Raw genomic sequence first — 26,920 nt, forward strand, 5'->3', positions numbered from 1 at the left:
TGGCGCCACATCGGCCACCTCGTCGAAACAATCGAGGCAGCCGAATGCAAGAACTACTTCGAAAACGCCGGATACGCTTCCGTCAAAACGTGAAAGGCTCTAGATGGAAGCATTGTTCGGTCCGTCTTTGTGGACCCTGAGCTGCAAGGCCGTGGTATCGGCAAACGACTTATGGCGGAGGTCGAGGAAGCGGCGCACGCTGGCGGTGTTAGGGTGCTGACCGTGCCGTCCTCGGTTACCGCAGAGCCATTTTACGCCGGGCTTGGATTCAAGGCAGCTCGAGACAGCTACTATGGCAATGAACGCACCATCATCATGGAACGCTCGCTAAACGATCCCCGTCAACGACGCTAACGCATGTCGCTCAAAAGTGGCTCCGGTTGGGACCACGACATGGATTGAATCCGTGTCGACGCGAACGCGCTTCCGCCCGATGTTGCATTGTTGGCGTATGCTGCAGGACGCCGACTCGCCGACCCCCGCCGCTCGCTGGCGGCTGGGTTTTCCGCTTCTGGCCATTGCTCGATCGCGCCTGATCGGTCAACACTGCCGGCCTGCAAAACAGGAAACCGATCATGCCCAGACTGCTCTATGCGTCCACCTCTCCCTACAGTTCCAAAGTGCGCATGGCCGCAGCCTATGCCGGCATCGACATCGAAACGGTGGCGGTCAAAACCGAGGACAAACCGGCCGAACTGGTCGACGCCAACCCGCTCGGCAAGATCCCGGTTCTGGTGCTCGACGACGGTCGCTCCATCCATGACAGTCGCGCCATCACCCAGCATCTCAACCGTTTGTCGAAGAACGCGCTTTTTCCACGCAATCCCGACAAGCGGCTCGAGGCGGAAGTGCTGGAGGCATTGGCCGACGGCATTTGCGACTGCGCGCTGTCGATGGTCTATGAACGGCGCACGCGGCCCGAGGAGATGGTCTATCAGCCTTGGCTCGATCGCCAGTGGGCGAAGATCACGGCGGCACTCGACCTGCTCAACGCCAACCCGCCGAAGCTGCCGAAGAAGATCACCGCCGGCCAGATGGCGCTGCGCGCCTGCCTTGGCTATCTCTCGCTGCGCTTTGCCGGAAAATGGGAAAAGGGCCGCGCCCGGCTGACACGGTGGGCTGCGCGCTTCGACGAGAAGTTTCCAGAGCTGAAGCCCTGCATTCCCGGTTGATAGCCGATTACCCCGGAATTGATTTCCCGATCACCCGGGAAAATCACTCAGACACAAAAAAAGCCGGGCGCGAGGCCCGGCTTTTTCGTGTCGTGGCTTGAACGACTTAGAACTTCATACCAACGCCGAAGGTGACGCGGTTGTCGGTGGCCTTGACCTTGCCGATGCCGTCGAAGCTCTTGCTGCCAAAGTCGGTGTAGCGGTACTCGACGCGGCCGAAGACATTGTCGGTCAACTTGATGTCGGTGCCAACACCGGCGGTCCAGCCGAGCATCGTTGCGCGATCACTGGCCCCAAGGACGGTGTCTTCCACCTTCAGGCTTCTGCCGGCGAGACCGCCGGTGCCATAGAGCAGGATTTCTGGGCTGACCGCGTAGCCGAGACGGGCACGCAGCGAACCTTCAAAGCCGGCCTTGGAGTCGATGCCGTTGTCGTCGCCCTTGACGCCGTTGTAGCCGAGTTCGGCTTCAGCGCCGTAGACGAAGTTCTCCTGCTGCCACTGATAGCCGCCGAAGACACTGCCGACGAAACCCTTGGTATCGGTTTCAACGTCGAAATCCTTTTCCTTGGTCCGGCCGCTGAAGCCATAGCCGACGTTGAGACCGGCGTAGGGGCCGGCCCACGAAGCGACCGGAAGTTCAGCGATCGGCGCAGGTGCCGGCGGCTCTTCCGAAACCACGTCAGCAGCATAGGCAGTTCCGCTGAGGGCGAAGAGGCCGAGCGCAACGGCCAGCGGCCGTGCGAATTTGAGATTGGCTTGCATTGTTCTTTACTCCTTAAGCCACAGGACACAGGCTTGTTTCTCACGATCGCCATCTACCCGTCCGGGGGGTGAAACGGATCTGGCGTTCGTCGGTTCCAAATGTCGTGTCAAAATGCGGCTGAAGCGAACCTGAACTTGGGTCATTCCCCGGCACGAATGAGGCAGAACCTTGACGTTGCATCTTCGCAACAGCGAAATGGCAGGAACCATCCCGTGCTGCGCTGCACACCGCTTGGTGCAAGGACTCCAGCACCCTATATTGCGGTCGGGCGCGCCCGAGTCCAGGGCGGGCCGGGATGTCCAAACGGCCGTTTCGCCACAATGCTGCCCAAGGTGCGAACACCATTTAACGCATGCCGGGCCATATTTCGCCGGCACCGCTTTTTCGGGCCGAAATTGAGGATTGACACCATATGAGCAAAGCCACTGTCACGGCGCTGGTGACGGGCGGGGCCAGGCGGATCGGCAGGGCGATCGTCGAGGATCTCGCCGCGCACGGTTTTGCCGTCGCCATCCATTGCAACCGCTCGCGCATCGAGGCCGATGCGTTGGCTGCCAAAATCATCGCCGGAGGTGGCCGCGCCGCCGTGGTCGCCGCCGACCTGACCGATATGGACGCCGTCGACGATCTCGTCGGCCAGGCGCAAGCAGCGCTCGGACCGATCCCGTTGCTGGTCAACAATGCGTCGCTGTTCGAGGACGATTCGGTTCTGGATTTCGACTGGCGGGCCTGGGACCGGCACTTTGCCGTCCATGTGAAAGCGCCCGCGCTCCTGGCGCAGAATTTCGCCCGGGCGTTGCCGGCAGGGCAGGAGGGCCTGATCGTCAACATGATCGACCAGCGCGTCTGGCGTCCGACGCCGCGCTACTTCTCCTATGCGCTGTCCAAGTCGACGCTGTGGACGGCCACGCAGATGATGGCGCAAGCGCTCGGCCCCAGCATCCGCGTCAATGCCATCGGCCCGGGGCCGACACTGAAGAACGCGCGTCAGGATGACAGCGATTTTGCAGCCCAAGTCGATGGCTTGGTCCTGAAGCGCGGCCCGGATTTGCCGGAATTCGGCGCCACGATCCGCTATCTCTGGGAAGCGCGCTCGGTCACCGGCCAGATGATCGCGCTTGATGGCGGCCAGCATCTTGCGTGGCAGACGCCCGATGTGACAGGCATGACGGAATGAGTCCTGTAGACCACAAAAGCAAGCCGCGCGGCGGCGCCGACGATCTGCCCCCCGATATCGACGTCGAGGACGAGGCAGTCGAGGAGATCGTTGAAACCGTCGGTCCCGATGTCGCCTTCACCGCCATCGACTGGACGCCGCATGCCGGCGACGCGGAAGGCATGATCGGCGCCGAGGTGATCCAGACGCTGGTCAAGCGGCTGCCCAACGCGCCCGGCGTCTACCGCATGATGAACGCTGCCGGCGATGTGCTCTATGTCGGCAAGGCGCGCAGCCTGAAGAAGCGCGTCACCAACTACGCGCAAGGCCGCTTCCACACCACCCGCATCGGCCGCATGGTGCGCGAAACGTCGACGATGGAGTTCGTCGTCACCCGCACCGAGATCGAAGCGCTGCTGCTCGAAGCCAACCTTATCAAGCGCTTGCGGCCGCGATTCAACGTCCTGATGCGCGACGACAAGTCGTTTCCCTACATTCTCTTGACCGGCGACCATGTCTCGCCGGGCATCTACAAGCATCGCGGCGCGCGCTCGCGCAAAGGCGATTATTTCGGCCCCTTTGCCTCGGCCGGTGCCGTTGGCCGTACCATCAACTCCCTGCAGCGCGCCTTCCTGCTCAGGAGTTGCACCAACTCGTTCTACGAGAACCGCACGCGGCCATGCCTGCTTTATCAGATCAAGCGCTGCGCTGGTCCCTGCACCGGCGAAGTCTCGCATCAGGACTATGCGGAACTGGTCAATGAGGCGAAGGACTTCTTGTCCGGCCGCAGCCAAAAGGTGAAGACGGAAATCTCGGCCGCCATGCAGCAGGCGTCGGAAGCTCTCGATTTCGAGCGCGCCGCGATCTATCGCGATCGACTTGCGGCCCTGTCGCATGTGCAGAGCCACCAGGGCATCAATCCGGCTACCGTCGACGAAGCCGATGTCTTCGCCATCCATCAGGAAGGCGGCCAGGTCTGCATCCAGGTGTTCTTCTTCCGCACCGGCCAGAACTGGGGCAACCGCGCCTATTTCCCCAAGGCCGATCCGGCGTTGGAAGCAGCCGAGGTGTTGGGTTCGTTCCTGGCGCAGTTCTATGACGACAAGCCGACGCCGCGGAACATTCTTCTGTCGCATGGCGTCGAGGATCAGGAACTGTTGGCCGAGGCGCTCTCCACCCGCGCCGGCCGCAAGGTCGCGATCTCCGTGCCGCAGCGTGGCGAGAAGAAGGACCTGACCGACAACGCCCTGCAGAATGCCCGCGAGGCGCTCGGACGCCGGTTGGCTGAAACCTCCACCCAGGGACGCCTGCTTGCCGGTTTCGCCGAGACATTCGGCCTGGCCAAGCCGCCGGTGCGCATCGAGGTCTACGACAATTCGCACATCATGGGCACCAATGCCGTTGGCGCCATGGTCGTCGCCGGGCCGGAAGGTTTTGTGAAGAACCAGTACCGGAAATTCAACATCCGCTCGACCGAGATCACGCCTGGTGACGATTTCGGCATGATGCGCGAGGTGATGGAGCGACGGTTTTCGCGGTTGCTCAAGGAGCATGGCGATGTCCCGGCTGGGGATGCGGTTGATGGTTCGGCAGACGATATGGAGGACGATATCTCCGGCAGCTTCCCGGCCTGGCCCGATGTCATCCTGATCGACGGTGGCCAGGGCCAGATGACCGCGGTGCGCAAGATCCTTTCGGATCTCGGCATCGAGGACCGCGTGGTTGCCATCGGCATCGCCAAGGGCCAGGACCGCGACGCCGGCCGCGAACGGTTCTTCGTCAAAGGCAGGGACTCGTTTTCGCTGCCGGTTCGCGATCCCGTGCTCTATTTCGTCCAGCGGCTGCGCGATGAGGTCCACCGTTTCGCGATCGGTTCCCACCGGGCTCGCCGCAAGAAAGAGATGGTCAAGAGCCCGCTCGACGAGATCAGCGGCATCGGTCCCGGTCGCAAGCGGGCATTGCTGCTGGCATTCGGCACCGCCAAGGCGGTCAGCCGTGCTGCTGTCGAGGATTTGAGGAAAGTCGACGGTATTTCCGAGCAGGTGGCGAAACTGGTCTACAATCATTTCCATGAGAGCTGACAGCAAGGATGCTATTTTCGTCTGGTCAATCGATTCTCGCCTGTTGACCCCCTACATTCGCTTCTGATTTGAGTAGGCAGGCAGAAAGAGTTTTCCAGATATGGCCAAGCGCGCGTTCAACCTGCCCAACATGCTCACCTACGCCCGCATCGTCGCGGTGCCGCTGGTGGTGCTGTGCTTTTTTCTCGAAGGACATCTGAAGTCGAGCGACTTCGCCCGTTGGTCGGCGCTGATCATCTTCCTGCTCGCCTCGATCACCGATTATCTGGACGGCTACCTGGCGCGCGCCTGGCAGCAGACCTCCAACATCGGCAAGATGCTCGACCCGATCGCCGACAAGCTGCTAGTCGCCACCTGCCTGCTGCTGCTGGCCGCCGATACCGATCGCCATGCGGGCATTGCCGGCTGGTCGCTGTGGGCGGCGATCATCATCCTGTGCCGCGAAATCCTCGTCTCGGGCCTGCGCGAATATCTGGCGGCGCTCAAGGTCTCGGTGCCGGTGACGCAGCTGGCAAAATGGAAGACCGCGATCCAGATGGTCGCCATCGCCTTCCTGCTGGCCGGGCCGGCCGGCGACAAGATCTTCCCGCTGACCACCCAGACCGGACTGGTGCTGCTGTGGATCGCGGCGCTGGTGACGCTCTATACGGGCTACGACTATTTCCGCGCCGGCCTCAAGCACATCATGGACGAGTGAGATGACGACCCGGCTCATCTATTTTGCCTGGGTGCGCGAACGCATCGGCATGGCTGAGGAGGATGTCGACCTGCCTGCCGGCATCGAGACGGTGACCGATCTCCTGCGCTGGCTGAAATCGCGCGGCGAGGGCTACGAGCACGCTCTGCAATATCCCGACGTGATCCGCGTCGCCATCAACCAGGAACATGTCGAGCACCGCGAGAAGATCGCGGGCGCCCGCGAAATCGCGCTGTTCCCGCCGATGACCGGGGGCTGACATGAGCGGCGCGGTCTTGCCTGTGGTGCGCATTCAGCGCCAGGATTTTGACGTCGCCGCCGAGATCGCCAGACTGACGCAAAGCCGCGCCGATATCGGCGCCGTGGTGACCTTCTCAGGCCTTTGCCGCGACGAGCAGGGCGCGCTCTCAGCGCTCGAGCTCGAACACTATCCCGGCATGGCCGAAGCGGAAATCGCCCGCATCGCTGCTGAAGCGGTTGAGCGTTGGCCGCTGCAGGGCCTTACCGCCATCCACCGTCACGGCAAGATCGCGCCCGGCGAGAACATCGTGCTGGTCGTGGCAGCCTCGGCGCATCGCCATGCGGCGTTCGAGGCGGCGAACTTTCTCATGGACTATCTCAAATCGCGCGCGCCCTTCTGGAAGAAGGAGCATCGCGCGGACGGTTCCGAGGGCGGCTGGGTCGAGGCCAAGGAGGCCGACGACGAGGCGGCCGGTCGCTGGGAATCGTCAGACTAAAATACCGCCGCAGCCATGTATTGACCGCAATCATTTGGCCAATTGAGCGCGGCTGGTCAGCTTGGGCACTGGCAGCCCGGGAGCATTGGCGGCTCGGGGCCTTGGCCAGCCTGGGCAAGGGAGATGGTCATGCTGGACAGGATCGCGGAGTTCTTCATCTTCGGTTTCGTGCCGCTGGTCGTCGGCATATTGGCCGTTCCGGACCAGTCTGTTGCCGCCGAACAGGCCGTGAGAGGCGAGGTGATCTATCGCGAGCGCATTGCCTTGCCGCCCAGTGCCGTGCTCTCCGTACAACTTGCCGATGTGTCGCTGGCCGATGCGCCTGCCACCATCATCGGCGAGCAGAAAGTGCAGCCGGCCGGCCAGGTGCCGATCAGCTTCGAGATCAAATTCGACCCTTCCGTCATCCGGTCGCGGATGACTTACGCATTGCAAGCCCGCATCACCGTCGATGACAAGCTCCTGTTCATCTCCGATATGCGCCATCAGGTCGATCCGCTGGCCGACGTGCCGCAGACCATCATGCTGAAGATGGTCACCCCGAGCGCCGAGCCCATGGTTTCGGTCTTCGATCAGCTCTGGCTGGTCGACTATGTCGACGGCATCGGCGCCATTGCTGCCCCGCAAGCGACATTCAGGGTCAGCGAGGCCGGCAAGGCGGGCGGCAGCGGCCCCTGCAACACCTATTTCGCCACTGCCAAACTCGATGGCCAAACGATCGTGATCAGAGACATCGGTTCTACCTACAAGGCCTGTGCGCCCGAGGTGATGGCCGAGGAAAAGGCGCTGTTCGATGCGCTGGCCAAGGCGGCGTCATACCGTGTCGATGCCGGCAAGCTCATCATATCGGACAAGGACGGCCGCGAGATCCTGCGCTTTAGCGCGGCGAGCTGACCCCCAACGAAGAAGGCCGGCGAAACGCCGGCCTTCTTTTTACGGGATCCAAGGTCTTGACTATCGGCTCAGCCGACGATCTCGGTGTCCGAGAACCAGTACTTGATCTCTTCTGCCGCGGTCTCCGGTGCGTCGGAGCCGTGCACGGAGTTTTCGCCGATCGACAGCGCATGAACCTTGCGGATGGTGCCTTCGGCGGCGTTGGCCGGGTTCGTGGCGCCCATCACTTCGCGGTTCCTGGCAATGGCGTTCTCGCCTTCCAGCACCTGGACGACCGTCGGTGCCGACGACATGAATTCCACCAATTCGCCGAAGAAAGGGCGGTCCTTGTGGACGGCATAGAAGCCTTCCGCTTCGCGGCGGCTCATCCAGACCCGGCGCGAGGCGATGACGCGCAGGCCTGCCTCTTCCAGCATCCTGGTGATGGCGCCGGTGAGGTTGCGCCGGGTCGCGTCCGGCTTGATCATGGAAAATGTGCGTTCGAGCGCCATGGGTCGTCCTTGTCTGAGAATGGAATTGAGAGTGGCGGGCTCTATACAAGCCGCCCGGCCCATTGCCAAGGGGTGAGGAACGGTCCGCGCGGCGGACGGAAAGCCAACTGCTTGGCTTTCCGAGTGACGAACGGTGAAAGCCCGGTCCGCCTTCGGGCGGATTGAAAGGTCCAGTGGACCTTTCAAAGGGTTTGAACGCCCGAAGGGCAGGGAGCGAGAGCGAAGGGCCGGACGGCTGCGCGTTTCTGCGGCAAGCCGGCCCCGTTCAGACGGCTGCACAGCAACGCTTTGCTTGCTATAGTCGCGTGTCGGCGCCGCGCTGAGGTCGGGCCGTATGGAGACAACATGACCATGACAGACGATCGTCAGGAACGCATTCGCAACCGTGCGCACCAGATCTGGCTGCAGGAGGGCCAGCCGGCTGGCCATCATGAGCGCCATTGGCATCAGGCGGCCACCGATGTCGACCAGGAGGACGCCGCGGGCAAGTCGGCAGCCAAAAAGCCAACCAGGAAGGCAGCTGGCGCAGGCAAGGCAAAGGCAGCCCCCAAGGAAGCAAAGGCTGCCACGAAGGCCGGCAAGCCAAAGAAGGTGGCCAAGTAAGTTACTGCTTTACGGCGTCAAGCCGCGGCGGCGACCTTTCGTCCCAGCCCGTCATGCAGGTCGAGGCAGCGAGCGAACCACTGCGCCACCACGTCGCCGTCGTCGAGCAGTTGGTAGGGAGAGGCTATGCGCGCCCATTGCAAGGCGCCGAAGACGATATAGTCGCCAAACAGCGGCGACGCGCCGCCGATGAATGGCTGATAGCCGAGCATTGAACGCAGCGGCTCCAGCGCGGCGCGGAATGTCGCCAGCCCGGCGTCGCGCGCGGTGACGACGTCCTCCAGCGTCTTGCCAAAGCGTTGCTCGCGGCTCCGGCGGAAATAAGCGGCGTTCTCCTCGTCCTGCATGGTGTGGAGGTCGATGATCGCGGCGGTGGTCACGTAGGGATGGATGGTCAGTTGCGACCAGCGCTCGATGAAACGAGCCATCGCCTTGCCGCCTTCACCGCCAAACAGCGTCGGCCGGTCCGGATAGGCTTCATCGAGATAGAGCGCGATGGCGAAGGAATCCCCGACGACCGTCTCGCCGTCCCGGATCACCGGAACGGTTTTCGAAACGCCGCCCTCGACGGCGGGCACATCGAGAAAGCGCGTCGGCACGGTCGAGATGTCGAGCCCCTTGTGGGCAAGCGCCATCGCCACCTTCCAGCAATGCGGACTGAACGGACGTGTGGTGTCGCGTCCGACGAGGTCATAGAGCAGAATGGTCATTGGCGGCAGGCCCTTCAAGCGTTAGGTGGGCCCCGCATCGACGCGAGCCGAGGGGAAGCCATGAGACAGCATTTCATGATGTTTGCGGCCTACAATCAATGGGCCAATGGCCGCATCTATGAGGCCGCCGCCGAGCTCGATGATGAGGAATTCAACCGCGATGTCGGTGCCTTCTTCGGCTCGATGATGGGCACGCTCAATCACCTTTTGACTGCCGACCGCATCTGGATGAAGCGCTTCACCGGCGAGGGCGACGCGCCGACGACACTGGATGCCATCCTGCATCGGGGGTTGGCCGGCCTGCGGGCGGCGCGTGAAGCCGAGGACAGGAGGATCATCGATTGGGTCGGCGGCCTCAATGACAAGGCGTTGACGGGCCGCTTCACCTATATGACCGTCTCGGATATGCGCACCGTCTCGCAAAGGCTGGCGCCGGCGCTGGACCATGTCTTCAACCACCAGACCCACCATCGCGGCCAGGCGCATACGATCCTGACCATCCTGGGACGGCCAAGCCTGGGGTTGGACCTGATGCTTTTCCAGCGGACCGAGGAGGGCAGGGCTTTCGCCTGATCCGGTGGCGTTTTGCATAGTCAGTCCGAGGTTGAAGAGCCCCGCGCTCATCTCTGCATTTTGTGCTGCAGCATTGTCTTTACATCAGAAATTAACGGGCACACCGGATGCTTGCCCGAGATTCAGGCAGCCGTCGAAGCTTCGCCCCTGATTTCGCTGTCCAGCTGGCACTGCGTCAGAGCCGCTTCCGCCATCACCCACTGCTTGAACAACTGGACCTTGCGTGCGGCAAGGCCTTTCTGCGGAGAGACAAAATACCAGCCAGCCGTGTTGGGATGGTGGACGGCGAAGGGAGCCACCAGCCTTTCGGCGCGGATGTCGCTGGCCATATAGGCACGGTTGGCCACCGCAAATCCCATCCCGGAATTGGCTGCCTCGTAGGACATCATGCACGAGTCGAAATAGATGCTCTTGGTCTCGCTGAGCACGAAGCTGGCGCCGGCGAAACCAAGCCAGGATTGCCAATTCTGGGTGCAGGTGTCGGAATGCAGCAGGGTGAAGTGCTTGAGGTCGTCCGGTGTCACCTTCGACAGCCGCTTATCGCCGAGGACTTCGTGGAACAGCTTGCGGCTGCACACCGGTGTCAGGTCTTCGCGAAACAGCAGATCGGATTGCAGCCCGTGAAAGTGACCGTCGCCATAACGGATTTCGAGATCGAATTCCGAGGCCGTGAACTCATGCGTCGCGTAGGAGGTCGAGACCCGCATCACGATATCGGGATATTGCTGCTGGAACAGCGGCAGGCGCGGAAACAGCCAGCGTGCCGCAAAGGTCGGCAGCACCGATATTTTTAGCACATGCTCCTGCGATTGCCCGGTCGCTTCCATGCTGGCGGCGACGATTCGCTCCAGCGCCTCGCGAACGCGCGAGACATAGGTCTCACCCTCCGGCGTCAACGAGACCGCATTGCCGCCGCGCTGGAAAATCTTGAAACGAAGCTGATCCTCCAGGCTTTTCACCCGCTGGCTGACCGCTGAAGCGGTAATGAACTGTTCTTCGCCGGCACGCGTGAAATTACCGTGCCTTGCAGCACTTTCCACGATTTTAAGCGAATTGAGGTTGACCTGACTGAGCAGACGCACGGTTTCGACCTTAAGCTTGGCTTACACTAGCACCAGCATTCCTAATTTTACAGGGGTGGGTGAATTAATCGACTGTTTACCAAGTGTTGCCCCCATCCTGGAGAAGTACAATGAACGCCCATACCATTCCCGAACTGCGTTATGCGATGAGCCGCGAAGCCATTATAGGCCATGAAACCGCCTGGAAAGTGTCGAGTTTCGGTGTCGCGCAATATCTGCACGGCTATGTCCCGGCACTGCTTGCCGCGATCGAGGAGGCTGCCCTGAAGCTCAAGGCCAGCCATGCCGTGCACAAGCACCTCGATCTGACCTTCATCACCGGGGCCGACCGTTTCATCCCCGAGATCAAGGAATTGCTGCATGACAAGCTGCGGCTGGAGCGGCTGTCCGACATGATGGGCACCAAGCTGGAGCCCTATCCGCTGTCGATCGTCGGCTCGACGGTCACCTTCATGAATCCCAAGGACGGCGCCGTGGAGTGGCATTGCGATGGCGTTCCGGTCACCGAGCTCATTCCATTGTCGATCAGCAATCCGCTGGTCGGCGGCCACCTCGAAATCTACTGCGACGACTCCGAAACCGGCCGCGCCATTCTCGAAGCCGGCCGCGAGATCCCGCGCAACAGTGTCATGCGCATCGATCACAAGATGAACTACGCGACGCTCGGGCAATTCCTGGGCGTCCTGCATCGCACCGCTCCGATCCGGTTCGGCGAGCGCGTCACGCTGGTGCTCAACCAGCGCTCGGTGTCCAAGCCCTATGTCGACGACAACAGAATGTTCTATCTCGCCGCCGACAACGACCACGACCGTGAGTGGGTCAGCGAACTGGCCGAAGATGTCTGGACCAACCAGTTGCCGGCCTATCGTCGGTTCGAGGCAGAGCATCCCGTGCCCGCGGCCGTCGATGCACCGGTTCCGGGCGGCGCCAGGGAATCATGGTAATGAACCAAGATCCCGAAAAGTCGGAACCGGTTTTCGGACAGGATCATGGTCGAACAGCAAAATAGAATCCCATGCCGATTGTTTCGGCAGGGATCCGGCTCGATATCCGCGTTGGTCTTCGCTGCCGGTGCGGTGGCGTTGTGGTCCACCAATGCGCTGGTCGGCAAATCCCTGCTGGCCAGCCACCCGGTGTCGCAGGTCCAGTTCCTGCAATTTGCAGGCGCTGCACTCGTCTTCGCCGCCATCCGATTGATGAGCCGGGAAAGAGTAGCACCGGTCACGCCCGGGGCGGCGCTCATCTCTGTCGCGGTCGGCTTCATCGGTCTGGTCGGCACCATGGTGCTGCAATACATCGCCTTCGCTTCGATGCCGGTCATCGAGGCCAATCTGATGGCCTACACCTGGCCGTTGATGGTCGCGGTGGCAGTCATCGCCTTGGAAAATCCGCGGCGTCCGGCACTGTTGGGCCTCGCCACGGTGGTAGGCTTCATCGGCGTCGCACTGGTGATTTCGGGAGGGCGCAGCCAATCCTGGTTCCAGGGCGATCTGGCCGGCTATCTCGCCGCATTCGGATCCGCACTGTGCATGGCCTTCTACTCGATCATGGTGGGACGGGTCGCCACCCCAGCGGATCGCCTGTTGCTGCCATCGTCTTTGATTGGCGTCGCTTTGACGTTTCTGTGGTGCGCTCGCGACGGTTTCACCTGGCCCGTCGGTACGGATCTGGCTCTCGGCCTCTATCTCGGCGCTGGTCCGATGGGGCTGGGCTACTATTTCTGGTCACGCGCCCTGAAGCTAGAAGGCAGCGGCAAGGTCGCGGTCGTCGCCTATCTCACCCCGATCGCTTCGACCCTGCTTTTGACCCTGTCCGGTGAGCGGCTGACGATGACGGCCATTGTCGGAGCCATCCTCGTCATCGGCAGTTGCGTCGCGGTCGGTGTGGAACGTTCGGAGGCCGAAAACCATGTTTGACGAAAATGAACGTCTGGCCATTCAGGAAGCGCATTGGCTGGTCAAGGAGTTTGGCGCCGAGGCGCCGCTCTACGCCGCGATGAAGGCCGAAAAGGCGATAGAACAAAAGGATTTCGCGCGTTGCGCCCGGTGGAAGCGTATTCTGGAGATATTGGACGAAAGTCCTGCCGCTAAGTCTGCTGGTTCCAAGTATTAGATTTTCTAATTTGCACAGCGTCGATTTTGCATGAATGCTATTTTTGCCGATTCTTGATTCTTTTATGAGGCTTGGCGGTCCGTTGGGGGACGCGGTTAAAGAGATACATCGACACAAGTCTTCGCTGGGGTGGATGATTTTGTCGCAAATAAGGTGAAAGAATTGTCAAATATCGATGATAAGACCGTTATCGAGCTGACGGCCGATATTGTCTCGGCCTATGTAGGCAACAATCCGCTTCCGGCTGCCGGCCTGCCCGAGCTGATTGCCAGCGTCAGCGCCTCGGTTCGCAAGCTCGCCGGTGCGGCTGTCGCGGAAGTCCCAAACCTGGTTCCGGCCGTCAATCCGAAGAAGTCGGTGTTTCCCGACTACATCATCTGCCTTGAGGATGGAAAGAAGTTCAAGTCGCTCAAGCGGCACCTGCGGACCGACTACGGCCTGAGCCCGGACGACTACCGGGCCAAATGGAGCTTGCCGCCGGACTATCCGATGGTAGCGCCAAACTATTCGGCGACGCGATCGGCGCTGGCAAAGTCGACGGGACTTGGCCGCAAGCCGGCAGCAGCGCCGGCCGCTGTCGCCAAGGCAACGAAGCGCAAGGCGACTGCCTGAGAGCAGGCAAGCCACTGTTCGGCTGCTTTGACGACGCCCTCGCGGGCGTCGTTTCGAGGCCTTGTGCGGCCAACTGGCCCGCAAGGCCTTGCGAAGCGTTGATGTCCGGTGCAAAAGCGCGGCCATGCTGATCATCAACGACCTATCGCTCCGCATGGCCGGACGCTTGCTTCTCGACCATGCCTCGCTGACGTTGCCGGCCGGCACCAAGGCCGGGCTTGTCGGCCGCAACGGCACCGGCAAGACGACGCTGTTCAAGGCCATCACCGGCGATTTCCCGTCCGAGACAGGATCGATCAGCCTGCCCAAGAGCACCCGCATCGGCCAGGTGGCGCAGGAAGCGCCAGGCACCGAGGATCCGTTGATCGAGATCGTGCTCAAGGCCGATCTCGAACGCACGGCGCTGCTCGAAGAAGAAAAGACGGCGACCGATCCGCACCGTATCGCCGATATTCATATGCGGCTGGCCGATATTGACGCGCACTCAGCCGAATCCCGCGCCGCCACCATTCTCGCAGGCCTTGGCTTCGATGACGCCGCGCAACGGCGTCCGGCCTCGTCCTTCTCCGGCGGCTGGCGCATGCGCGTGGCGCTCGCTGCGGTGCTGTTTGCCGAGCCCGACCTGCTGCTGCTCGACGAGCCGACCAACTATCTCGATCTCGAAGGCACGCTGTGGCTGGAAAACTATGTGTCGAAATACCCGCACACCGTGCTTTTGATCTCGCATGATCGCGACCTGCTCAATCGCGCCGTCAACTCGATCGTTCACCTCGACCAGAAAAAGCTGACCTTCTGGCGCGGCGGCTACGATCAGTTCGAGCGTCAATATACAGAGCAGAAGGAATTGCAGGAGAAGGGCCGGGTCAAGCAGGAAGCAGCCCGCAAGCATATGGAATCCTTCGTCGAACGCTTCCGCGCCAAGGCCTCCAAGGCGAGACAGGCACAGTCGCGCATCAAGGCGTTGGAAAAGATGAAGCCGATCGCGGCCCTCGTGAACGATTCGGTGCGGCCGTTCTCCTTCCCTGAGCCGGTGAAGACGGTGGCCTCGCCGATCGTGGCGCTGAACAACGTCAATGTCGGCTACACGGACGGGCAGCCGATCCTCAAGAAGATGACGCTGCGCATCGACGCCGACGACCGCATCGCGCTGCTCGGCGCCAACGGCAACGGCAAGTCGACCTTCGCCAAGTTGCTGTCGGGCCGGCTGAAGCAGGAGAGTGGCACCATGACGGTTGCGCCCGGGTTGAAGGTGGCGATCTTTGCCCAGCATCAGCTCGACGATCTCCGGCCGGACGAAAACGCCTACGAGCATGTCCGCCGGCTGATGCCGGAGGCCCCGGAATCGAAGGTACGCGGCCGCGTCGCCCAGTTCGGCCTCACCACCGAGAAGATGAACACCGCCGCCAAGGATCTGTCGGGCGGCGAGAAGGCGCGCCTGCTGATGGGGCTGTCGGCCTTCGAGGGTCCAAACCTGTTCATCCTCGACGAACCGACCAACCACCTCGACATCGACAGCCGCGAATCGCTGATCCATGCGCTGAACGAATTTCCCGGTGCCGTCATCCTGATCTCGCATGATCGCCATCTGCTGGAGGCGACCGCCGACCGGCTGTGGCTGGTCAAGGACGGCGCGGTCAACCCGTATGATGGCGACTTGGAAGACTACAAGACGCTGGTCACCGGCGTGTCCGGCGACCGCCGCGGCAAGCGCGAGGCCGACAAGGCGTCAAAGGCCGATCGCCGCCGCGATGCAGCGGCACGCCGCGCCGCCTTCGAGCCGCTCGCCAAGGAAATCCGCGCCACCGAAGCGCTGATGGACCGCATCCGCAAGCGCATCGACGGAATCGAGGACGAACTGTCCAATCCTGCGGTGTACGAGAAGGATCCCTCGACCGCGACACGGCTGGCCAAGGAGCGCTCGCAACTGGCGCAGACGCTTGCCGGCCACGAGGAGAAATGGCTGACCATGTCGGCCGAATACGAGGAAGGCACGGCGGAGTAAGCAGCCGGCTATGCAAGCGAATTCATCGTGCCAGCCGCACGATGAATTGCCTACGAACGCCGGGACGGTGTAGAGTAGCGGCGGATCCGGCAGATGGCTGAAGGCCTGTGGCACAGATGCACTTGCTGCGGCTTGTCTTGCTCGACCGGACGACGCTGCCCGGCATCTATTGCCGCCTTTGGCGTTTAGAAGCGGACCGCGGATCACAAACTCTTCCGCGACCATGCACGAGTTCCTGCTTTTTTCAGGCGGCTTTCCGCTCGTCTTTCCATGTCTCGTGCCGCTTTCCCCATGCCGACATAGCGGTGACCGCATCGTTCAGACTCATGCCCAGGGTCGTGACCGAGTATTCCACGCGTGGCGGTACCTCGTCATAGGCGCGCCGGCTGACGAGTCCGTCGGCCTCCATCTGTCGCAATTGTTGCGCGAGCATCTTCTCACTGATTCCAGGCAACCGCCGGTGCAGTTCGGCGAAGCGGTGCGGCCGCAGGTGCAATTCCCACAATAGCGAGGTTTTCCACTTTCCGCCGATTGCCTGCATCGCGGCGGCAAAGCCGCAACTGTCGGGCTCCTTGCTCCTCATGTGACAACTCCTGACATGATTCCAATAGCTTACCTCAAGGTGCGTACTTCTCAACACAGCAAGAATATATATCTTTGGATCAGCGCGCCAAACACAAACCAATCCCTCGTCGAGAGGGCTATCGGAGAAGTCACCATGAAATCCAATGTCTGCGTGCTCGGCGCGGGCCGCATGGGCTCGTCCATCGTTCGAACGTTGCTCGACCGAAATTATCCAACATCCGTGTGGAATCGCACTGCGGCCAAGTGCCAGCCCCTGGCTGCTCTTGGCGCGAGGTTGGCCTCTTCAGTAGAGGACGGAATCCGGTCGGCCGATGTCTTGATCATAAACGTTCTGGATTATGCCGCCAGCGATGCACTGCTCAAGCAGGGCAACGTCGCTTCGGCGCTGGCCGGCAAAGCCGTCATACAACTCACCTCCGGCTCAGCGCGTTTGGCGCGGGAGGAGGCGCGCTGGATCGAAGCGCATGGCGCCGGCTATCTGGACGGCGCGATCCTGGCGACTCCGGATTTTATTGGCAAACCGGACACCGCATTGCTGTATTCAGGATCCCACGCCGTCTACGAAGCAAACAAGACCCTGCTTTTTGCCCTTGGTGGCGGCACGAGTTATGTCGGCGAGGTGCCTGGCCAAGCCTCCGCGCTTGACACCGCGCTGCTCACCCAGATGTGGGGCGGGCTGTTCGGCGCGCTCCAGGGCATGGCTGTCGCCGAGGCCGAAGGTCTCGATCTGGATACGTTCGGGAGCCATCTGTCCGCATTCAAGCCGGTTGTCGATGCCGCTTTGTTCGATGTGGTTGACCGGACAAAGGCGCGCCTCTTTGCCGGCGACGACGCAACGCTCGCGTCATTGGGCGCCCACTACAGCGCCTTCCGGCATCTTCTCGAAGCATGCCAGGAGCGAGGTCTTGACGCGGCCATGCCGCGCGCAATGGACGGGATTTTTCAGCAGGCGCTCGCGCGCGGGCGCGCGGATGATGATTTTGCATCTCTCTCACCCCTGTTTGGAAATGGCTCGCCCCGTCCGGGCAGGGAGCCCGCGAATGCGTGATGGCAAGACGGAGCGAAGGGCGACCTGCTCGTGTCGCGGCGCGGAACTGGTTCTCGCCGGAGAGCCTCGGCGCGTCTATGCCTGCAGTTGCCTGGAATGCCAGAGATGCACCGGGGCAGCGTTCTCATACCGAGCCATCTATGCCGACTCCGCCATAGTCGCCCAGAAAGGCGAGACGAAATCCTGGCGACGAACCGGTTCGTCGGGGCAATGGCTGGAGCAGACATTTTGTACCACATGCGGATCGATCGTCTTCATGCGTGCAGAAGGCCTGACGGAAGCGCTGTCGGTATCTGTCGGCTGTCTGGAGGACCTGGAATTTCCGGCTCCGGCAATTCTCCATTGGCCCAACAGGAAGCACAAATGGCTCTGCCTGGAAGGCGTGCCCCTGGCGGAAGTCTCCTGAAGCAATGACGCCCCAGCATTGAGTGGCCGATCGGCTTCTTCCAAAGAGGAGAAGGCAGGGGGCTTGCTCGCCGAGGCAAAACCGTGCGCCGCATCTGGCCCTACACGCGGCGTTCTGAACCCGTTAGTCTTGCAGAATGAACCAGCACGCGCACCTCCGCATCGGCCATTCGGCCTGTCCGCATGATTGCCCCTCGACCTGTGCGCTCGAGGTCGAGCTGCTCGATGACAAGCGCATCGGCCGCGTCCACGGCGCCAAGTCCAACAGCTACACGGCTGGCGTCGTCTGCGCCAAGGTCGCGCGTTATGCCGACCGCGTCCACCATCCCGACCGTTTGCTGAAGCCGCTTCTTCGTGCCGGCGCCAAGGGCGATGGCCTGTGGAAGGAAGCAAGCTGGGAGGCCGCGCTCGACCTCGTCGCCGAAAATTTCATCGCGGCCGAGGCGAGATACGGCTCGGAGACGGTCTGGCCCTACTATTATGCCGGAACGATGGGGCTGGTGCAGCGCGACGGCATCGACCGGCTGCGCCACGCGAAAAAGTATTCCGGCTTCTTCGGTTCGATCTGCACCAACCTCGCCTGGACCGGCTGGATGATGGGAGCCGGCGCGCTGCGCGGCCCCGACCCGCGCGAGATGGCGAAATCCGACTGCGTGGTGATCTGGGGCACCAATGCCGTTGTCACGCAGGTCAACGTCATGACCCACGCCATCAAGGCGCGCAAGGAGCGCGGCGCCAAGATCGTCGTCATCGACGTCTACGAGAACGCGACGATGAAGCAGGCCGATCTCGGCCTGGTGCTGAAGCCCGGCACGGATGGCGCGCTGGCCTGCGCGGTCATGCATGTGTTGTTCAGGGAAGGGATGGCCGATCGCGCCTATCTCTCGAAATACACCGACGACCCGAAGGGGCTGGAAGCGCATCTGCGGACACGCACGCCGGAGTGGGCGGCGGAGATCACCGGCTTGACGGTCGCCGAGATCGAGGCCTTCGCTCGGCTCGTCGGCACGACGAAAAAGACCTATTTCCGGCTCGGCTACGGCTTCGCGCGCCAGCGCAATGGCGCCGTTAACATGCATGCCGCGTCGTGCATCGCGGCCGTCACCGGCAGCTGGCAATATGAGGGCGGCGGCGCCTTCCATTCCAATTCCGGCATCTTCAAGCTCAACCAGGAAGTGCTGGAAGGCACCAGGATGCGCGATCCCTCGATCCGCTATCTCGACCATTCGCGCATCGGCCCGGTGCTGACCGGAGCCAGCGACGCGCTTTATGGCGGCCCGCCGGTGACGGCGATGCTGATCCAGAACACCAACCCGGTAAATGTCGCGCCGGAGCAGCGGCTGGTGAAACAGGGTTTTATGCGCGACGACCTGTTCTCTTGCGTGCACGAGCAGTTCATGACCGACACGGCCAAGCTCGCCGATGTCGTTCTGCCGGCGACGATGTTCCTCGAGCACAACGACGTCTACAAGGGCGGCGGCAACCAGCACATCACGCTCGGCCCGAAGCTGATCGAGCCGCCGGAGGGGCCGCGCACCAACCATTTCGTCATCGAGCAATTGGCTGATCGCCTCGGCGTCGCCGATCGCCCGGGCTTCGGCCTGACCGAGCAGCAGCATATCGACATCATCCTGGGCAAGCGTGGGCTGGGCAGCTTCGACAGCTTGAAGGAAGACAAGTGGATCGACCTGCAGCCGGATTTCGAGGCAGCACACTTCATCAATGGATTTGGCCACGCGGATGGAAAGTTCCGTTTCCGCGCCGATTGGACGGGACAGGCAGCGCCCAATCGGCCGCCGAAAAGCATGGGCCTGTTCGGCCCGGTGGCGCGGCTGCCGGAATTTCCTGATCATGTCGATCTGATCGAGGTTGCCGACGAGGCGCACCCGTTCCGGCTGACGACGTCGCCGGCGCGCAACTTCCTCAATTCGACATTCTCGGAAACGCCGGTGTCGAAGGCCAGGGAGGGCCGCCCGGAACTCCTTCTGCATCCCGACGATGCCGCAGCCCTTGGGCTCGCCGACGGCGATCGCGTCGAGGTCGGCAACACGCGCGGCGAAGTCGTCCTGCATGCAAAGCTGTTTGACGGTATTAAGCGCGGCGTGGTGATCGCCGAAGGCATCTGGCCAAACAGCGCCCATGAGCGCGGCGAGGGGATCAATGTCCTGACCGGTGCCGACGCGCCTGCACCCTATGGGGGGGCTGCCTTCCACGACAACAAGGTGTGGCTGCGCGCGGCAAGCTGAGATAGGTGAGAATTCCGCTCGCCTCGCGCCAGATCACACCGTTCAGGGATACGCTCAGCCGGGCAAGGGCACCGTCAACCCGACCTTGACCCTGTCCATCGCAACAAACGTGCGGAACTTGCGGACATTGTTGCTGTCGAAGAACAGCTTTCGCGTCAGCGTTTCATAGGCGGCCATGTCGCCCACGGTGATGACCAGGATGAAATCGGCCTCGCCGGTGACGTAGTAGCATTGCTGAACCTCGGGGGTTGCCGAGAATTGCCGCTTGGCCGCGTCGATCAGTTCGGCACGTTCGCTCTCGAGTTCCACCTCGACGAAGATGGTGATGGGCTGGCCGACAGCCGCGGGCTCGATGACCGCGACATTGCCGGCAATGACGCCGGTCTGCTCCATGCGCTTGATGCGGCGCTGCACCGCCGGCGCCGACAGGTTCACGGCCTCGCCGATCAGCCGCTGCGGCGTCGTGTTGTCGCGCTGCAGGATGGCAAGGATGGCAAGATCGAAACTGTCGAGCGAGGGTGGCAATACAGGCAATGGAGATATCCTCGGCGAAACAAATTTGCATTTGGGAGGCCATATTACAGCGCTCTTTGCGGTCATCCTGCAATATATTCTCGCCGAACGCCAAGGAGGCCGCCAGTGTTCCTGCTCAACCGCAATGCTTTGCATCGCCTGCCACTCGATCCTACCGATGCCGAAACCCTCGGCGTGGCCGGCGCTGACACGGTCGAGCGTTTTCTTTCCCATCGCGACAATCACCTGAAAACGCCGCTGCATGCGCTGCCGGCGTTTGCCAGCGAACTCGGAATTAGCGCTATCCATATCAAGGATGAAGGTTTTCGCCTCGGCCTCGGCAGCTTCAAGGCTCTGGGCGGCGCCTACGCCGTTTGTCGCGTGGTGCTGGAGGAGGCTGGCAACCGGCTTGGCCGGCCCGTCGATGTTGCCGATCTCGGTCGGCCCGACGTGCGGGCCGTCGCCGCGGCGATGACATTTGCCTGTGCGACCGACGGCAACCATGGCCGCTCCGTCGCGCAAGGCGCGCAACTCCTCGGCGCGCGGGCGGCGATCTTCGTCCACGCCGGCGTCAGCGAGGAGCGCATCGCCGCGATCGCCCGTTATGGCGCCGAGATGATCCGCGTTGACGGCAACTATGATGATTCGGTCAGGCAAGCTGCCCAGGTTTCGGCCGAGAAGGGCTGGACCGTTGTGTCCGACACCTCGTGGCCCGGTTATGAACGGATTCCTGGCCTGGTCATGCAGGGCTATACGGCGATCGTGCGCGAAGCCTTGCGCCAGCTCTCTCGGACGCCAACCCACGTCTTCGTGCAGGCCGGTGTCGGTGGCATTGCCGCCGCGCTGGCCGGCCATCTGGCCATCGTGCTCGGTGACGCCAGGCCGACCTTCATCGTGGTCGAGCCGGCGCGTGCCGGCTGTGTTTTTGCAGCCGCCCAGATTGGGCACCCGGTCAAAGTCGCGCACGGCCAGCCGACGGTGATGGCCATGCTTGAATGCTACGAGGCGTCGCCCGTCGCCTGGCGGGTGCTGGCGCGCGCCGCCGATGCCTTCATGACGGTGGATGAGGACGACGCCGTCGCGGTCATGCGGCGGCTGGCACGGCCGGCCGCCGGCGATCCGGCGATCGTCGCCGGCGAAAGCGGCGGTGTTGGTCTTGCCGGGCTGATCCGGGCGATGGCCGACAACCCGACCGAGCTTGGACTGGACGGCAAATCGCGGGTGCTGGTGATCAACACCGAAGGTGCCACCGACCCGCATCGCTATGCCGAGCTGGTTGGCATGAGCCCGGCCGATGTGCTGGAAGGCAAGATGAAAGCCGAGGCAACGGCATGACCGCGATCGATGCACAGCGCCTGCTTGGCCGTATCCGCGAACTCGGTGCCGTCGGTCGCGACGGCGAGGGCAGGCTGATCCGGCTGGCCGCCTCCGACACCGACAAGCAGGGCCGCGATCTCTTCGTCGGCTGGCTGCGGCAGGTGGGGCTCGATGTCGCCATCGACCGGGTCGGCAATATTTTCGGCATCTGGCAAAGCCCGGACAACAGGGAGCAGGCGCCGCTGCTCATCGGCTCCCACATCGACACTGTCATCGATGCGGGCATCTATGACGGCTGTTATGGCGTGCTTGCCGGGCTGGAGGTGATCGAGACGCTCAAGGCATCAGGCTTTTCGCCGTCGCGTCCGGTCGCGGTCGCCGCTTTCACCAATGAAGAGGGCGTGCGCTACACTCCCGACATGATGGGCTCGCTGGTCCATGCCGGCGGCATCGATGCCGAAACGGTGCTGGCGGCTGTCGGCACCGACGGCAGCGTGCCGGGCCAGGAGCTCGCCCGCATCGGCTATGCCGGCGACCGGGAACCCGGGTTCCTCAAACCGCATGCTTATCTCGAACTGCATATCGAACAGGGGCCGGTGCTGGAGCGTGAAAGCGTGCCGATCGGCGCGGTGGAGAATCTGCAAGGCATCTCCTGGCAGCGTATCACCATAGACGGCGTCGCCAATCATGCCGGCACCACGCCGATGTCGATGCGCAACGATGCCGGCCATGCCGCCGCCCGGACCATCACCTTCCTGCTCGACCGGATCAAAGCCTCGAACGCGCCGACGGTGGCGACCGTGGGTACGATCCGCTTCGAGCCGAATGCCATCAACGTCATTCCCTCACGCGCCGTCTTCACCATCGATCTGCGCGATCCCGACGAACAACGCCTGCAGGCGGAGGAGGCGGCGCTTGCCGCCTATCTCGAGCAGCTTGCCACCGAGAACCTGACGGTCTCGGTCGAGCAACTGGCCCGCTTCGAGCCGGTGATCTTCGACCCCCGCATCGTCGAACGGATCGAGGCCGCCGCGAAAAACCGTGGTCTCGGCGTCAGGCGCATGACATCCGGTGCCGGCCACGATGCACAGATGCTGGCGCGTATCGCACCGGCAGCGATGATCTTCGTGCCGAGCGCCGGCGGCATCAGCCACAGTCCGCGCGAGCACACCGATGACGCCGAGCTTGTTGCCGGTGCCAACATCCTGCTTGATGTGGCCGCGCAACTTGTGAAGTAACAGGGCGAAAAATGTCTGAACTCGATCGCGACGCGCTGAGGCGCGAGATGATTTTCTGGCGGCGCGATTTGCACGCGCACCCCGAATTCGGCTTCGAGGAGAAGCGCACCGCAGCCTTCGTCGCCGCCAAACTGCGTGAGTTCGGCCTCGACGACGTCAGCGAAGGCGTCGGCGGCACCGGCGTCGTCGGCACGTTGAAGCGCGGCAGCGGCAACCGGGCGATCGCGCTCAGGGCCGACATGGATGCGCTGCGCATATCAGAGCGGTCGGACGCATCCTACCGTTCCTGCAACCCTGGCATCATGCATGCCTGCGGCCATGACGGCCACACAACCATGCTGCTCGGCGCGGCAAAGCTGCTGGCAGAGCAGGGCGGTTTCGACGGCACCGTGCGCTTCGTCTTCCAGCCAGCCGAGGAATGGGGCAGGGGCGCGCTCGCCATGCTCGAGGATGGGCTGATGCAGCGCTTTCCCTTCGACGAGATCTTCGGCCTGCACAATATGCCCGGCCTGCCGATCGGGCATTTCGAGACCCGTGCCGGCCCCATAATGTCGGCCGAGGATATCTTCGAGATCGTGCTTAAAGGGCTCGGCGGCCATGCCGCGCGACCGCATGCGGGCAACGAGACGCTGGTCGCCGCCTGCGCGCTGGTCACCAATCTGCAGACCATCGTCTCGCGCCGGCTGAGCCCGGCCGACATATCGGTGGTTTCGGTGACCGAGCTGATCACCGACGGCACCCGCAACGCTCTGCCCGGCCTTGCCCGCATCCTCGGCGATGCGCGCAGCTTCCGCCCCGAGGTCAGCACCGAGATCGAGCGGCAGATGCGCATCATTACGCAGGGCACCGCCGCCGCCTACAATGTCGCGGCCGAGGTCAATTACAGCAGGGAGTTCGTGCCGCTGCGCAACGATGCCGAACTGGTCGATGCGGCATTTGCCGCCGCAAGGCACGTCTTCGAACCCGGCAACATCGCCGTCGCCCGCGAGCCGATGACCGCCTCCGAGGATTTCGCCCGCTTCCTCGACCATGTGCCGGGTTGCTTCGTCTTCCTCGGCAATGGCGAGGCTTCCGCGCCGTTGCACAATTCCAGCTACGACTTCAACGATGAGGGGCTGTTGTTCGGCACGGACTTCCATGTCGCCGTGGTCAGGCAAAGGCTGGGTGGCGAGGCGGGAAGATGATCGCGTTTTGATCGCCAACTCCCGGGTTTATTGAGATTGCGGGGATGATGGTCAAGACAAGCTTGTGACGGATCGGCGACCGATAGGGGCCGTGCGCATCGGTACGTTTTTAACAAAGATATTCCCCCAATGACGCAGGGGAAAGACTCAGCTAGCCTCACCTATGCGGCGGACCTAATTATCCGCTTGGCCGGCGCTTCATTCCTCCTCCCAAGCGGCGCCGGCCTTCTTCCCCAAAAGCCTGTCCGGGACGCCACAGCGGCATGCGGCAGGACACGAGCCCCGCAAACGCCAAGTTCCGCCTCCGGTGCCCCGAGAATGCATCGGGAAAGCGCTGGCGAAACCCATAGCCGTCCTCCAACTTCGACTGCGCGCGTGGACGATTGGCAAGGGAACCAAAGGCGGTTTCCCCGGTTGGTTCTGCTCCAAAGGAGTGTTGCACCATGTTCCGTCTGCTCGTCGTCGGCGCCTTCGCCTATGTCACCTATCGTATCGCCAGGAAGATGGTCGAAAACGTGCCCGATACGGTCGACCCGCTGCTGTTGCCGCCGTCGCAATATGATCGCGAGACCTTGCGGCGGCAGTCGGCCGACATGGGTGTCGATCCGCAACGCTAAAGACACGGACGTCACGCTTCGGCCTGTCGAGCACGAGGCCAGCCTCGCATCGACGTTGCGAACAAAGCAGAAACGATGCTTGATGGGCGATGAACCTCGCCACTGCTGATTCGACCTTTCGGGACCCGACCGTCAAGCCTGCCTATCTCGCCCGGCTCAACGATGCCCAGCGCCAGGCAGTCGAGCACGGCGACGGCCAAATAGCCGGTCCGCTGCTGGTCATTGCCGGCGCGGGTTCGGGCAAGACCAACACGCTGGCTCACCGCGTCGCCCATTTGGTCGTCAAGGGGGCCGACCCGCGCCGCATCCTGCTGATTACTTTCTCGCGCCGCGCCGCGTCCGAAATGGCCAGGCGCGTCGAGCGTATCGCCGGCGAAGTGCTCGGCCGCGATGCAGCTGTCATCACCGATGCGCTGACCTGGGCGGGAACCTTTCACGGCATCGGCGCGCGGCTGCTTCGCGACTATGCGCTGGAGATCGGCCTCGACCCTGCCTTCACCATCCATGATCGCGAGGATTCCGCCGACCTGATGAACCTGGTCCGCCACGAACTCGGCTTCTCGAAGACGGAAGCGCGCTTCCCCACCAAGGGAACCTGCCTTGCCATCTATTCGCGCGCCGTCAACGCACAGGCGCCGCTCAACGAGGTCTTGGGTTCTGCCTTTCCCTGGTGCGCCGGCTGGGCGGAGCAACTGAAAGAATTGTTCGCCGGTTATGTCGAGGCCAAGCAGGCACAGAACGTGCTCGATTACGACGATTTGCTGCTCTACTGGGCGCAGATGGCGGCGGAGCCCGAGATAGCGGCGCATCTGGGCGGGCGTTTCGACCATGTGCTGGTCGACGAATACCAGGACACCAACCGCTTGCAGGCTTCGATCCTGATGGCACTGAAACCCGACGGCGCCGGGCTGACGGTGGTGGGCGACGATGCACAGTCGATCTATTCGTTCCGTGCCGCCGAGGTGCGCAACATCCTCGACTTCCCCAACCAGTTCGCGCAAGCCGCCGACGTCGTGATGCTGGAGCGCAATTACCGCTCCACCGAAACCATCCTGGCGGCCGCCAATGCGGTGATCGGCGAAGCCTCGGAGCGCTTCACCAAAAACCTGTGGTCGGAGCGCAAGTCGACCGACAGGCCAAAACTGGTGAGCGTGCGCGACGAGGTCGAGCAGGCCAATTTCGTCTGCGATACCATCCTGGCCGAGCGCGAGGCCGGCACGGCACTGAAATCTCAGGCGGTGCTGTTTCGCGCCTCGCACCACAGCGGCCCGCTGGAGATCGAGCTGACGCGGCGCAACATTCCCTTCGTCAAGTTCGGCGGGCTGAAATTCCTCGATGCAGCCCATGTCAAGGACGTGCTGGCGGTGCTGCGCTTCGCCGAGAACCCGCGCGACCGCGTCGCCGGCTTCCGCGTGCTGCAGCTGATGCCAGGCATCGGCCCTTCGGCTGCCGCGCAGATCGTCGAGACCATGACGACGGCGCTGGACGAGGCCATGGGGCTGGCCGGCTGGCGTCCGCCGCAACGCGCGGCGGATGACTGGCCGGGCTTTGTCTCGCTCTATTCCGGCCTGCGCGCCGGCGCCAAATGGCCTGCCGACCTCGAACAGATCAGGCTGTGGTATGAGCCGCATCTGGAGCGCATCCACGAAGATGCGACGACGCGGCGCGCCGATCTCTTGCAACTTGAGCAGATCGGTTCGGGCTATGCTTCGCGCGAACGCTTCCTGACAGAATTGACGCTCGATCCGCCCGACGCCACCAGTGACCAGGCCGGGCCGCCGCATCGCGACGAGGACTATCTGATCCTGTCGACCATCCATTCGGCCAAAGGCCAGGAATGGAAGAACGTCTTCGTGCTCAACACGGTCGACGGCTGTATCCCGGCCGATCTCGGCGTCGGCACCAAGGAAGACATCGAGGAGGAGCGCCGGCTGCTCTACGTGGCGATGACGCGGGCCAAGGACAATCTCAACCTGGTCATGCCGCAACGCTTCTTTCCGCACGGCCAGGCGGCGCGCGGCGACCGCCATCTCTATGCCTCGCGCACCCGCTTCATCCCGGCTTCGATCCTTGCCGCGTTC

At 62.7% G+C, this 26,920-nt stretch carries 28 protein-coding genes and 1 pseudogene; 23 read left to right on the forward strand and 6 right to left on the reverse strand.

Going from position 1 to position 26,920, the window contains the following annotated elements:
* Positions 1-111: 111 nt before the first annotated feature.
* Together NKK51_RS27610 and NKK51_RS27615 are read left to right on the forward strand one after the other, a co-directional pair.
* Entirely contained in the window at positions 112-354 is a 243-nt protein-coding gene (locus tag NKK51_RS27610; protein ID WP_352555381.1) for a GNAT family N-acetyltransferase, read from the forward strand.
* A gap of 221 nt (positions 355-575) precedes the next feature.
* Positions 576-1,172 (forward strand): glutathione S-transferase family protein, encoded by a 597-nt coding sequence (locus tag NKK51_RS27615; protein WP_031213750.1) that lies wholly within the window; start codon positions 576-578, stop codon positions 1,170-1,172.
* A 106-nt stretch (positions 1,173-1,278) separates the two neighbouring features.
* On the opposite strand, the gene NKK51_RS27620 is transcribed toward NKK51_RS27615, so the two are convergent.
* Positions 1,279-1,935, reverse strand: a complete 657-nt coding sequence (locus tag NKK51_RS27620) for an outer membrane protein (protein WP_023812630.1) — start codon at positions 1,933-1,935, stop codon at positions 1,279-1,281.
* 413 nt (positions 1,936-2,348) lie between these two features.
* Between NKK51_RS27620 and NKK51_RS27625 the strand changes: the two genes are divergently transcribed.
* The 6 genes from NKK51_RS27625 to NKK51_RS27650 all read left to right on the forward strand — a co-directional run bounded on the left by NKK51_RS27625 (position 2,349) and on the right by NKK51_RS27650 (position 7,501).
* Positions 2,349-3,113, forward strand: coding sequence for an SDR family oxidoreductase (locus tag NKK51_RS27625; RefSeq protein ID WP_352442191.1), 765 nt, complete (start codon positions 2,349-2,351; stop codon positions 3,111-3,113).
* A complete protein-coding gene (gene uvrC, locus NKK51_RS27630; protein ID WP_352555305.1) occupies positions 3,110-5,173 on the forward strand; it encodes an excinuclease ABC subunit UvrC in 2,064 nt (687 codons plus the stop codon). Before NKK51_RS27625 ends, uvrC begins: the two co-directional genes overlap by 4 nt.
* A gap of 100 nt (positions 5,174-5,273) precedes the next feature.
* Entirely contained in the window at positions 5,274-5,870 is a 597-nt protein-coding gene (gene pgsA, locus NKK51_RS27635; protein ID WP_023673449.1) for a CDP-diacylglycerol--glycerol-3-phosphate 3-phosphatidyltransferase, read from the forward strand.
* Between the two features lies 1 nt (position 5,871).
* Positions 5,872-6,129 (forward strand): molybdopterin converting factor subunit 1, encoded by a 258-nt coding sequence (gene moaD / locus NKK51_RS27640; protein ID WP_352555307.1) that lies wholly within the window; start codon positions 5,872-5,874, stop codon positions 6,127-6,129.
* A gap of 1 nt (position 6,130) precedes the next feature.
* The gene (locus tag NKK51_RS27645) at positions 6,131-6,607 is read left to right on the forward strand and encodes a molybdenum cofactor biosynthesis protein MoaE (protein ID WP_352555308.1); all 477 of its coding nucleotides are present in this window, start codon (positions 6,131-6,133) and stop codon (positions 6,605-6,607) included.
* A 129-nt stretch (positions 6,608-6,736) separates the two neighbouring features.
* Positions 6,737-7,501 carry a YbaY family lipoprotein gene (locus tag NKK51_RS27650; RefSeq protein ID WP_352555309.1) on the forward strand — a complete coding sequence of 255 codons (765 nt, stop codon included), beginning with the start codon at positions 6,737-6,739 and terminating at the stop codon, positions 7,499-7,501.
* Positions 7,502-7,569: 68 nt separating this feature from the next.
* Here NKK51_RS27650 and ndk read toward each other — a convergent pair whose 3' ends face one another.
* Positions 7,570-7,992, reverse strand: coding sequence for a nucleoside-diphosphate kinase (gene ndk / locus NKK51_RS27655; protein WP_013532476.1), 423 nt, complete (start codon positions 7,990-7,992; stop codon positions 7,570-7,572).
* Positions 7,993-8,337: 345 nt separating this feature from the next.
* On the opposite strand from ndk, the gene NKK51_RS27660 reads away from it, so the two are divergent.
* Positions 8,338-8,595: a DUF2934 domain-containing protein gene (locus NKK51_RS27660; protein WP_352555310.1), complete on the forward strand. Its 258-nt coding sequence runs from the start codon at positions 8,338-8,340 to the stop codon at positions 8,593-8,595.
* 17 nt (positions 8,596-8,612) lie between these two features.
* On the opposite strand, the gene NKK51_RS27665 is transcribed toward NKK51_RS27660, so the two are convergent.
* On the reverse strand, positions 8,613-9,305 hold the full coding sequence (locus tag NKK51_RS27665) for a glutathione S-transferase family protein (RefSeq protein ID WP_352555311.1): 693 nt from the start codon (positions 9,303-9,305) through the stop codon (positions 8,613-8,615).
* Positions 9,306-9,365: 60 nt separating this feature from the next.
* Here NKK51_RS27665 and NKK51_RS27670 point away from each other — a divergent pair, with 60 nt between their 5' ends.
* Entirely contained in the window at positions 9,366-9,878 is a 513-nt protein-coding gene (locus tag NKK51_RS27670; RefSeq protein WP_352555312.1) for a DinB family protein, read from the forward strand.
* A 122-nt stretch (positions 9,879-10,000) separates the two neighbouring features.
* Here the strand turns inward: NKK51_RS27670 and NKK51_RS27675 are convergent, their stop codons facing one another.
* Entirely contained in the window at positions 10,001-10,960 is a 960-nt protein-coding gene (locus tag NKK51_RS27675) for a LysR substrate-binding domain-containing protein (RefSeq protein ID WP_023812620.1), read from the reverse strand.
* A gap of 110 nt (positions 10,961-11,070) precedes the next feature.
* On the opposite strand from NKK51_RS27675, the gene NKK51_RS27680 reads away from it, so the two are divergent.
* The 5 genes from NKK51_RS27680 to NKK51_RS27700 all read left to right on the forward strand — a co-directional run bounded on the left by NKK51_RS27680 (position 11,071) and on the right by NKK51_RS27700 (position 15,686).
* Positions 11,071-11,904: a hypothetical protein gene (locus NKK51_RS27680; protein ID WP_352555313.1), complete on the forward strand. Its 834-nt coding sequence runs from the start codon at positions 11,071-11,073 to the stop codon at positions 11,902-11,904.
* Between the two features lie 45 nt (positions 11,905-11,949).
* The gene (locus NKK51_RS27685) at positions 11,950-12,876 is read left to right on the forward strand and encodes a DMT family transporter (RefSeq protein ID WP_352555315.1); all 927 of its coding nucleotides are present in this window, start codon (positions 11,950-11,952) and stop codon (positions 12,874-12,876) included.
* Positions 12,869-13,072: a hypothetical protein gene (locus NKK51_RS27690; RefSeq protein ID WP_352555317.1), complete on the forward strand. Its 204-nt coding sequence runs from the start codon at positions 12,869-12,871 to the stop codon at positions 13,070-13,072. The genes NKK51_RS27685 and NKK51_RS27690 overlap by 8 nt, the downstream gene beginning before the upstream one ends.
* A gap of 162 nt (positions 13,073-13,234) precedes the next feature.
* Positions 13,235-13,684 carry a Ros/MucR family transcriptional regulator gene (locus tag NKK51_RS27695; RefSeq protein ID WP_127289180.1) on the forward strand — a complete coding sequence of 150 codons (450 nt, stop codon included), beginning with the start codon at positions 13,235-13,237 and terminating at the stop codon, positions 13,682-13,684.
* Between the two features lie 124 nt (positions 13,685-13,808).
* Positions 13,809-15,686 carry an ABC-F family ATP-binding cassette domain-containing protein gene (locus NKK51_RS27700; protein ID WP_352555319.1) on the forward strand — a complete coding sequence of 626 codons (1,878 nt, stop codon included), beginning with the start codon at positions 13,809-13,811 and terminating at the stop codon, positions 15,684-15,686.
* A 244-nt stretch (positions 15,687-15,930) separates the two neighbouring features.
* On the opposite strand, the gene NKK51_RS27705 is transcribed toward NKK51_RS27700, so the two are convergent.
* On the reverse strand, positions 15,931-16,269 hold the full coding sequence (locus tag NKK51_RS27705) for a winged helix-turn-helix transcriptional regulator (RefSeq protein WP_023812614.1): 339 nt from the start codon (positions 16,267-16,269) through the stop codon (positions 15,931-15,933).
* A 135-nt stretch (positions 16,270-16,404) separates the two neighbouring features.
* Between NKK51_RS27705 and NKK51_RS27710 the strand changes: the two genes are divergently transcribed.
* From NKK51_RS27710 to NKK51_RS27720, 3 genes are all read left to right on the forward strand, one after another.
* Complete coding sequence (locus NKK51_RS27710; protein WP_352555321.1) at positions 16,405-17,319, forward strand: NAD(P)-dependent oxidoreductase; 915 nt, start codon at positions 16,405-16,407, stop codon at positions 17,317-17,319.
* On the forward strand, positions 17,312-17,725 hold the full coding sequence (locus NKK51_RS27715; protein WP_031213540.1) for a GFA family protein: 414 nt from the start codon (positions 17,312-17,314) through the stop codon (positions 17,723-17,725). The genes NKK51_RS27710 and NKK51_RS27715 overlap by 8 nt, the downstream gene beginning before the upstream one ends.
* Positions 17,726-17,861: 136 nt before the next feature.
* Positions 17,862-19,970, forward strand: a complete 2,109-nt coding sequence (locus tag NKK51_RS27720) for a molybdopterin-containing oxidoreductase family protein (RefSeq protein ID WP_352555323.1) — start codon at positions 17,862-17,864, stop codon at positions 19,968-19,970.
* A gap of 54 nt (positions 19,971-20,024) precedes the next feature.
* On the opposite strand, the gene NKK51_RS27725 is transcribed toward NKK51_RS27720, so the two are convergent.
* Positions 20,025-20,504: an Lrp/AsnC family transcriptional regulator gene (locus tag NKK51_RS27725; RefSeq protein ID WP_352555324.1), complete on the reverse strand. Its 480-nt coding sequence runs from the start codon at positions 20,502-20,504 to the stop codon at positions 20,025-20,027.
* 105 nt (positions 20,505-20,609) lie between these two features.
* Here NKK51_RS27725 and NKK51_RS27730 point away from each other — a divergent pair, with 105 nt between their 5' ends.
* The 5 genes and pseudogenes from NKK51_RS27730 to NKK51_RS27750 all read left to right on the forward strand — a co-directional run.
* Positions 20,610-21,818 (forward strand): diaminopropionate ammonia-lyase, encoded by a 1,209-nt coding sequence (locus NKK51_RS27730; protein ID WP_352555326.1) that lies wholly within the window; start codon positions 20,610-20,612, stop codon positions 21,816-21,818.
* Positions 21,815-23,038, forward strand: a complete 1,224-nt coding sequence (locus tag NKK51_RS27735) for a Zn-dependent hydrolase (RefSeq protein ID WP_352555328.1) — start codon at positions 21,815-21,817, stop codon at positions 23,036-23,038. The genes NKK51_RS27730 and NKK51_RS27735 overlap by 4 nt, the downstream gene beginning before the upstream one ends.
* Before the next feature lie 11 nt (positions 23,039-23,049).
* A complete protein-coding gene (locus NKK51_RS27740; RefSeq protein ID WP_352555330.1) occupies positions 23,050-24,222 on the forward strand; it encodes a M20 aminoacylase family protein in 1,173 nt (390 codons plus the stop codon).
* Between the two features lie 443 nt (positions 24,223-24,665).
* A complete protein-coding gene (locus NKK51_RS27745; protein WP_023812604.1) occupies positions 24,666-24,839 on the forward strand; it encodes a hypothetical protein in 174 nt (57 codons plus the stop codon).
* Positions 24,840-24,928: 89 nt separating this feature from the next.
* Positions 24,929-26,906 (forward strand): annotated as a pseudogene (locus tag NKK51_RS27750) (ATP-dependent helicase); the annotation flags it as partial.
* Positions 26,907-26,920: the final 14 nt, after the last annotated feature.

Origin of the sequence: Mesorhizobium sp. M0011 (assembly GCF_040324155.1) — a bacterium.
Taxonomy (GTDB): domain Bacteria; phylum Pseudomonadota; class Alphaproteobacteria; order Rhizobiales; family Rhizobiaceae; genus Mesorhizobium.

Excerpts from the sequence above, each read along its gene's own strand:
- NKK51_RS27615 (WP_031213750.1), top strand. The coding sequence starts at position 576 with ATGCCCAGACTGCTCTATGCGTCCACCTCTCCCTACAGTTCCAAAGTG.
- NKK51_RS27620 (WP_023812630.1), bottom strand. The coding sequence starts at position 1,935 with ATGCAAGCCAATCTCAAATTCGCACGGCCGCTGGCCGTTGCGCTCGGC.
- NKK51_RS27625 (WP_352442191.1), top strand. The coding sequence starts at position 2,349 with ATGAGCAAAGCCACTGTCACGGCGCTGGTGACGGGCGGGGCCAGGCGG.
- uvrC (WP_352555305.1), top strand. The coding sequence starts at position 3,110 with ATGAGTCCTGTAGACCACAAAAGCAAGCCGCGCGGCGGCGCCGACGAT.
- pgsA (WP_023673449.1), top strand. The coding sequence starts at position 5,274 with ATGGCCAAGCGCGCGTTCAACCTGCCCAACATGCTCACCTACGCCCGC.
- moaD (WP_352555307.1), top strand. The coding sequence starts at position 5,872 with ATGACGACCCGGCTCATCTATTTTGCCTGGGTGCGCGAACGCATCGGC.
- NKK51_RS27645 (WP_352555308.1), top strand. The coding sequence starts at position 6,131 with ATGAGCGGCGCGGTCTTGCCTGTGGTGCGCATTCAGCGCCAGGATTTT.
- NKK51_RS27650 (WP_352555309.1), top strand. The coding sequence starts at position 6,737 with ATGCTGGACAGGATCGCGGAGTTCTTCATCTTCGGTTTCGTGCCGCTG.
- ndk (WP_013532476.1), bottom strand. The coding sequence starts at position 7,992 with ATGGCGCTCGAACGCACATTTTCCATGATCAAGCCGGACGCGACCCGG.
- NKK51_RS27660 (WP_352555310.1), top strand. The coding sequence starts at position 8,338 with ATGACCATGACAGACGATCGTCAGGAACGCATTCGCAACCGTGCGCAC.
- NKK51_RS27665 (WP_352555311.1), bottom strand. The coding sequence starts at position 9,305 with ATGACCATTCTGCTCTATGACCTCGTCGGACGCGACACCACACGTCCG.
- NKK51_RS27670 (WP_352555312.1), top strand. The coding sequence starts at position 9,366 with ATGAGACAGCATTTCATGATGTTTGCGGCCTACAATCAATGGGCCAAT.
- NKK51_RS27680 (WP_352555313.1), top strand. The coding sequence starts at position 11,071 with ATGAACGCCCATACCATTCCCGAACTGCGTTATGCGATGAGCCGCGAA.
- NKK51_RS27685 (WP_352555315.1), top strand. The coding sequence starts at position 11,950 with ATGGTCGAACAGCAAAATAGAATCCCATGCCGATTGTTTCGGCAGGGA.
- NKK51_RS27690 (WP_352555317.1), top strand. The coding sequence starts at position 12,869 with ATGTTTGACGAAAATGAACGTCTGGCCATTCAGGAAGCGCATTGGCTG.
- NKK51_RS27700 (WP_352555319.1), top strand. The coding sequence starts at position 13,809 with ATGCTGATCATCAACGACCTATCGCTCCGCATGGCCGGACGCTTGCTT.
- NKK51_RS27705 (WP_023812614.1), bottom strand. The coding sequence starts at position 16,269 with ATGAGGAGCAAGGAGCCCGACAGTTGCGGCTTTGCCGCCGCGATGCAG.
- NKK51_RS27710 (WP_352555321.1), top strand. The coding sequence starts at position 16,405 with ATGAAATCCAATGTCTGCGTGCTCGGCGCGGGCCGCATGGGCTCGTCC.
- NKK51_RS27715 (WP_031213540.1), top strand. The coding sequence starts at position 17,312 with ATGCGTGATGGCAAGACGGAGCGAAGGGCGACCTGCTCGTGTCGCGGC.
- NKK51_RS27720 (WP_352555323.1), top strand. The coding sequence starts at position 17,862 with ATGAACCAGCACGCGCACCTCCGCATCGGCCATTCGGCCTGTCCGCAT.
- NKK51_RS27735 (WP_352555328.1), top strand. The coding sequence starts at position 21,815 with ATGACCGCGATCGATGCACAGCGCCTGCTTGGCCGTATCCGCGAACTC.
- NKK51_RS27740 (WP_352555330.1), top strand. The coding sequence starts at position 23,050 with ATGTCTGAACTCGATCGCGACGCGCTGAGGCGCGAGATGATTTTCTGG.
- NKK51_RS27745 (WP_023812604.1), top strand. The coding sequence starts at position 24,666 with ATGTTCCGTCTGCTCGTCGTCGGCGCCTTCGCCTATGTCACCTATCGT.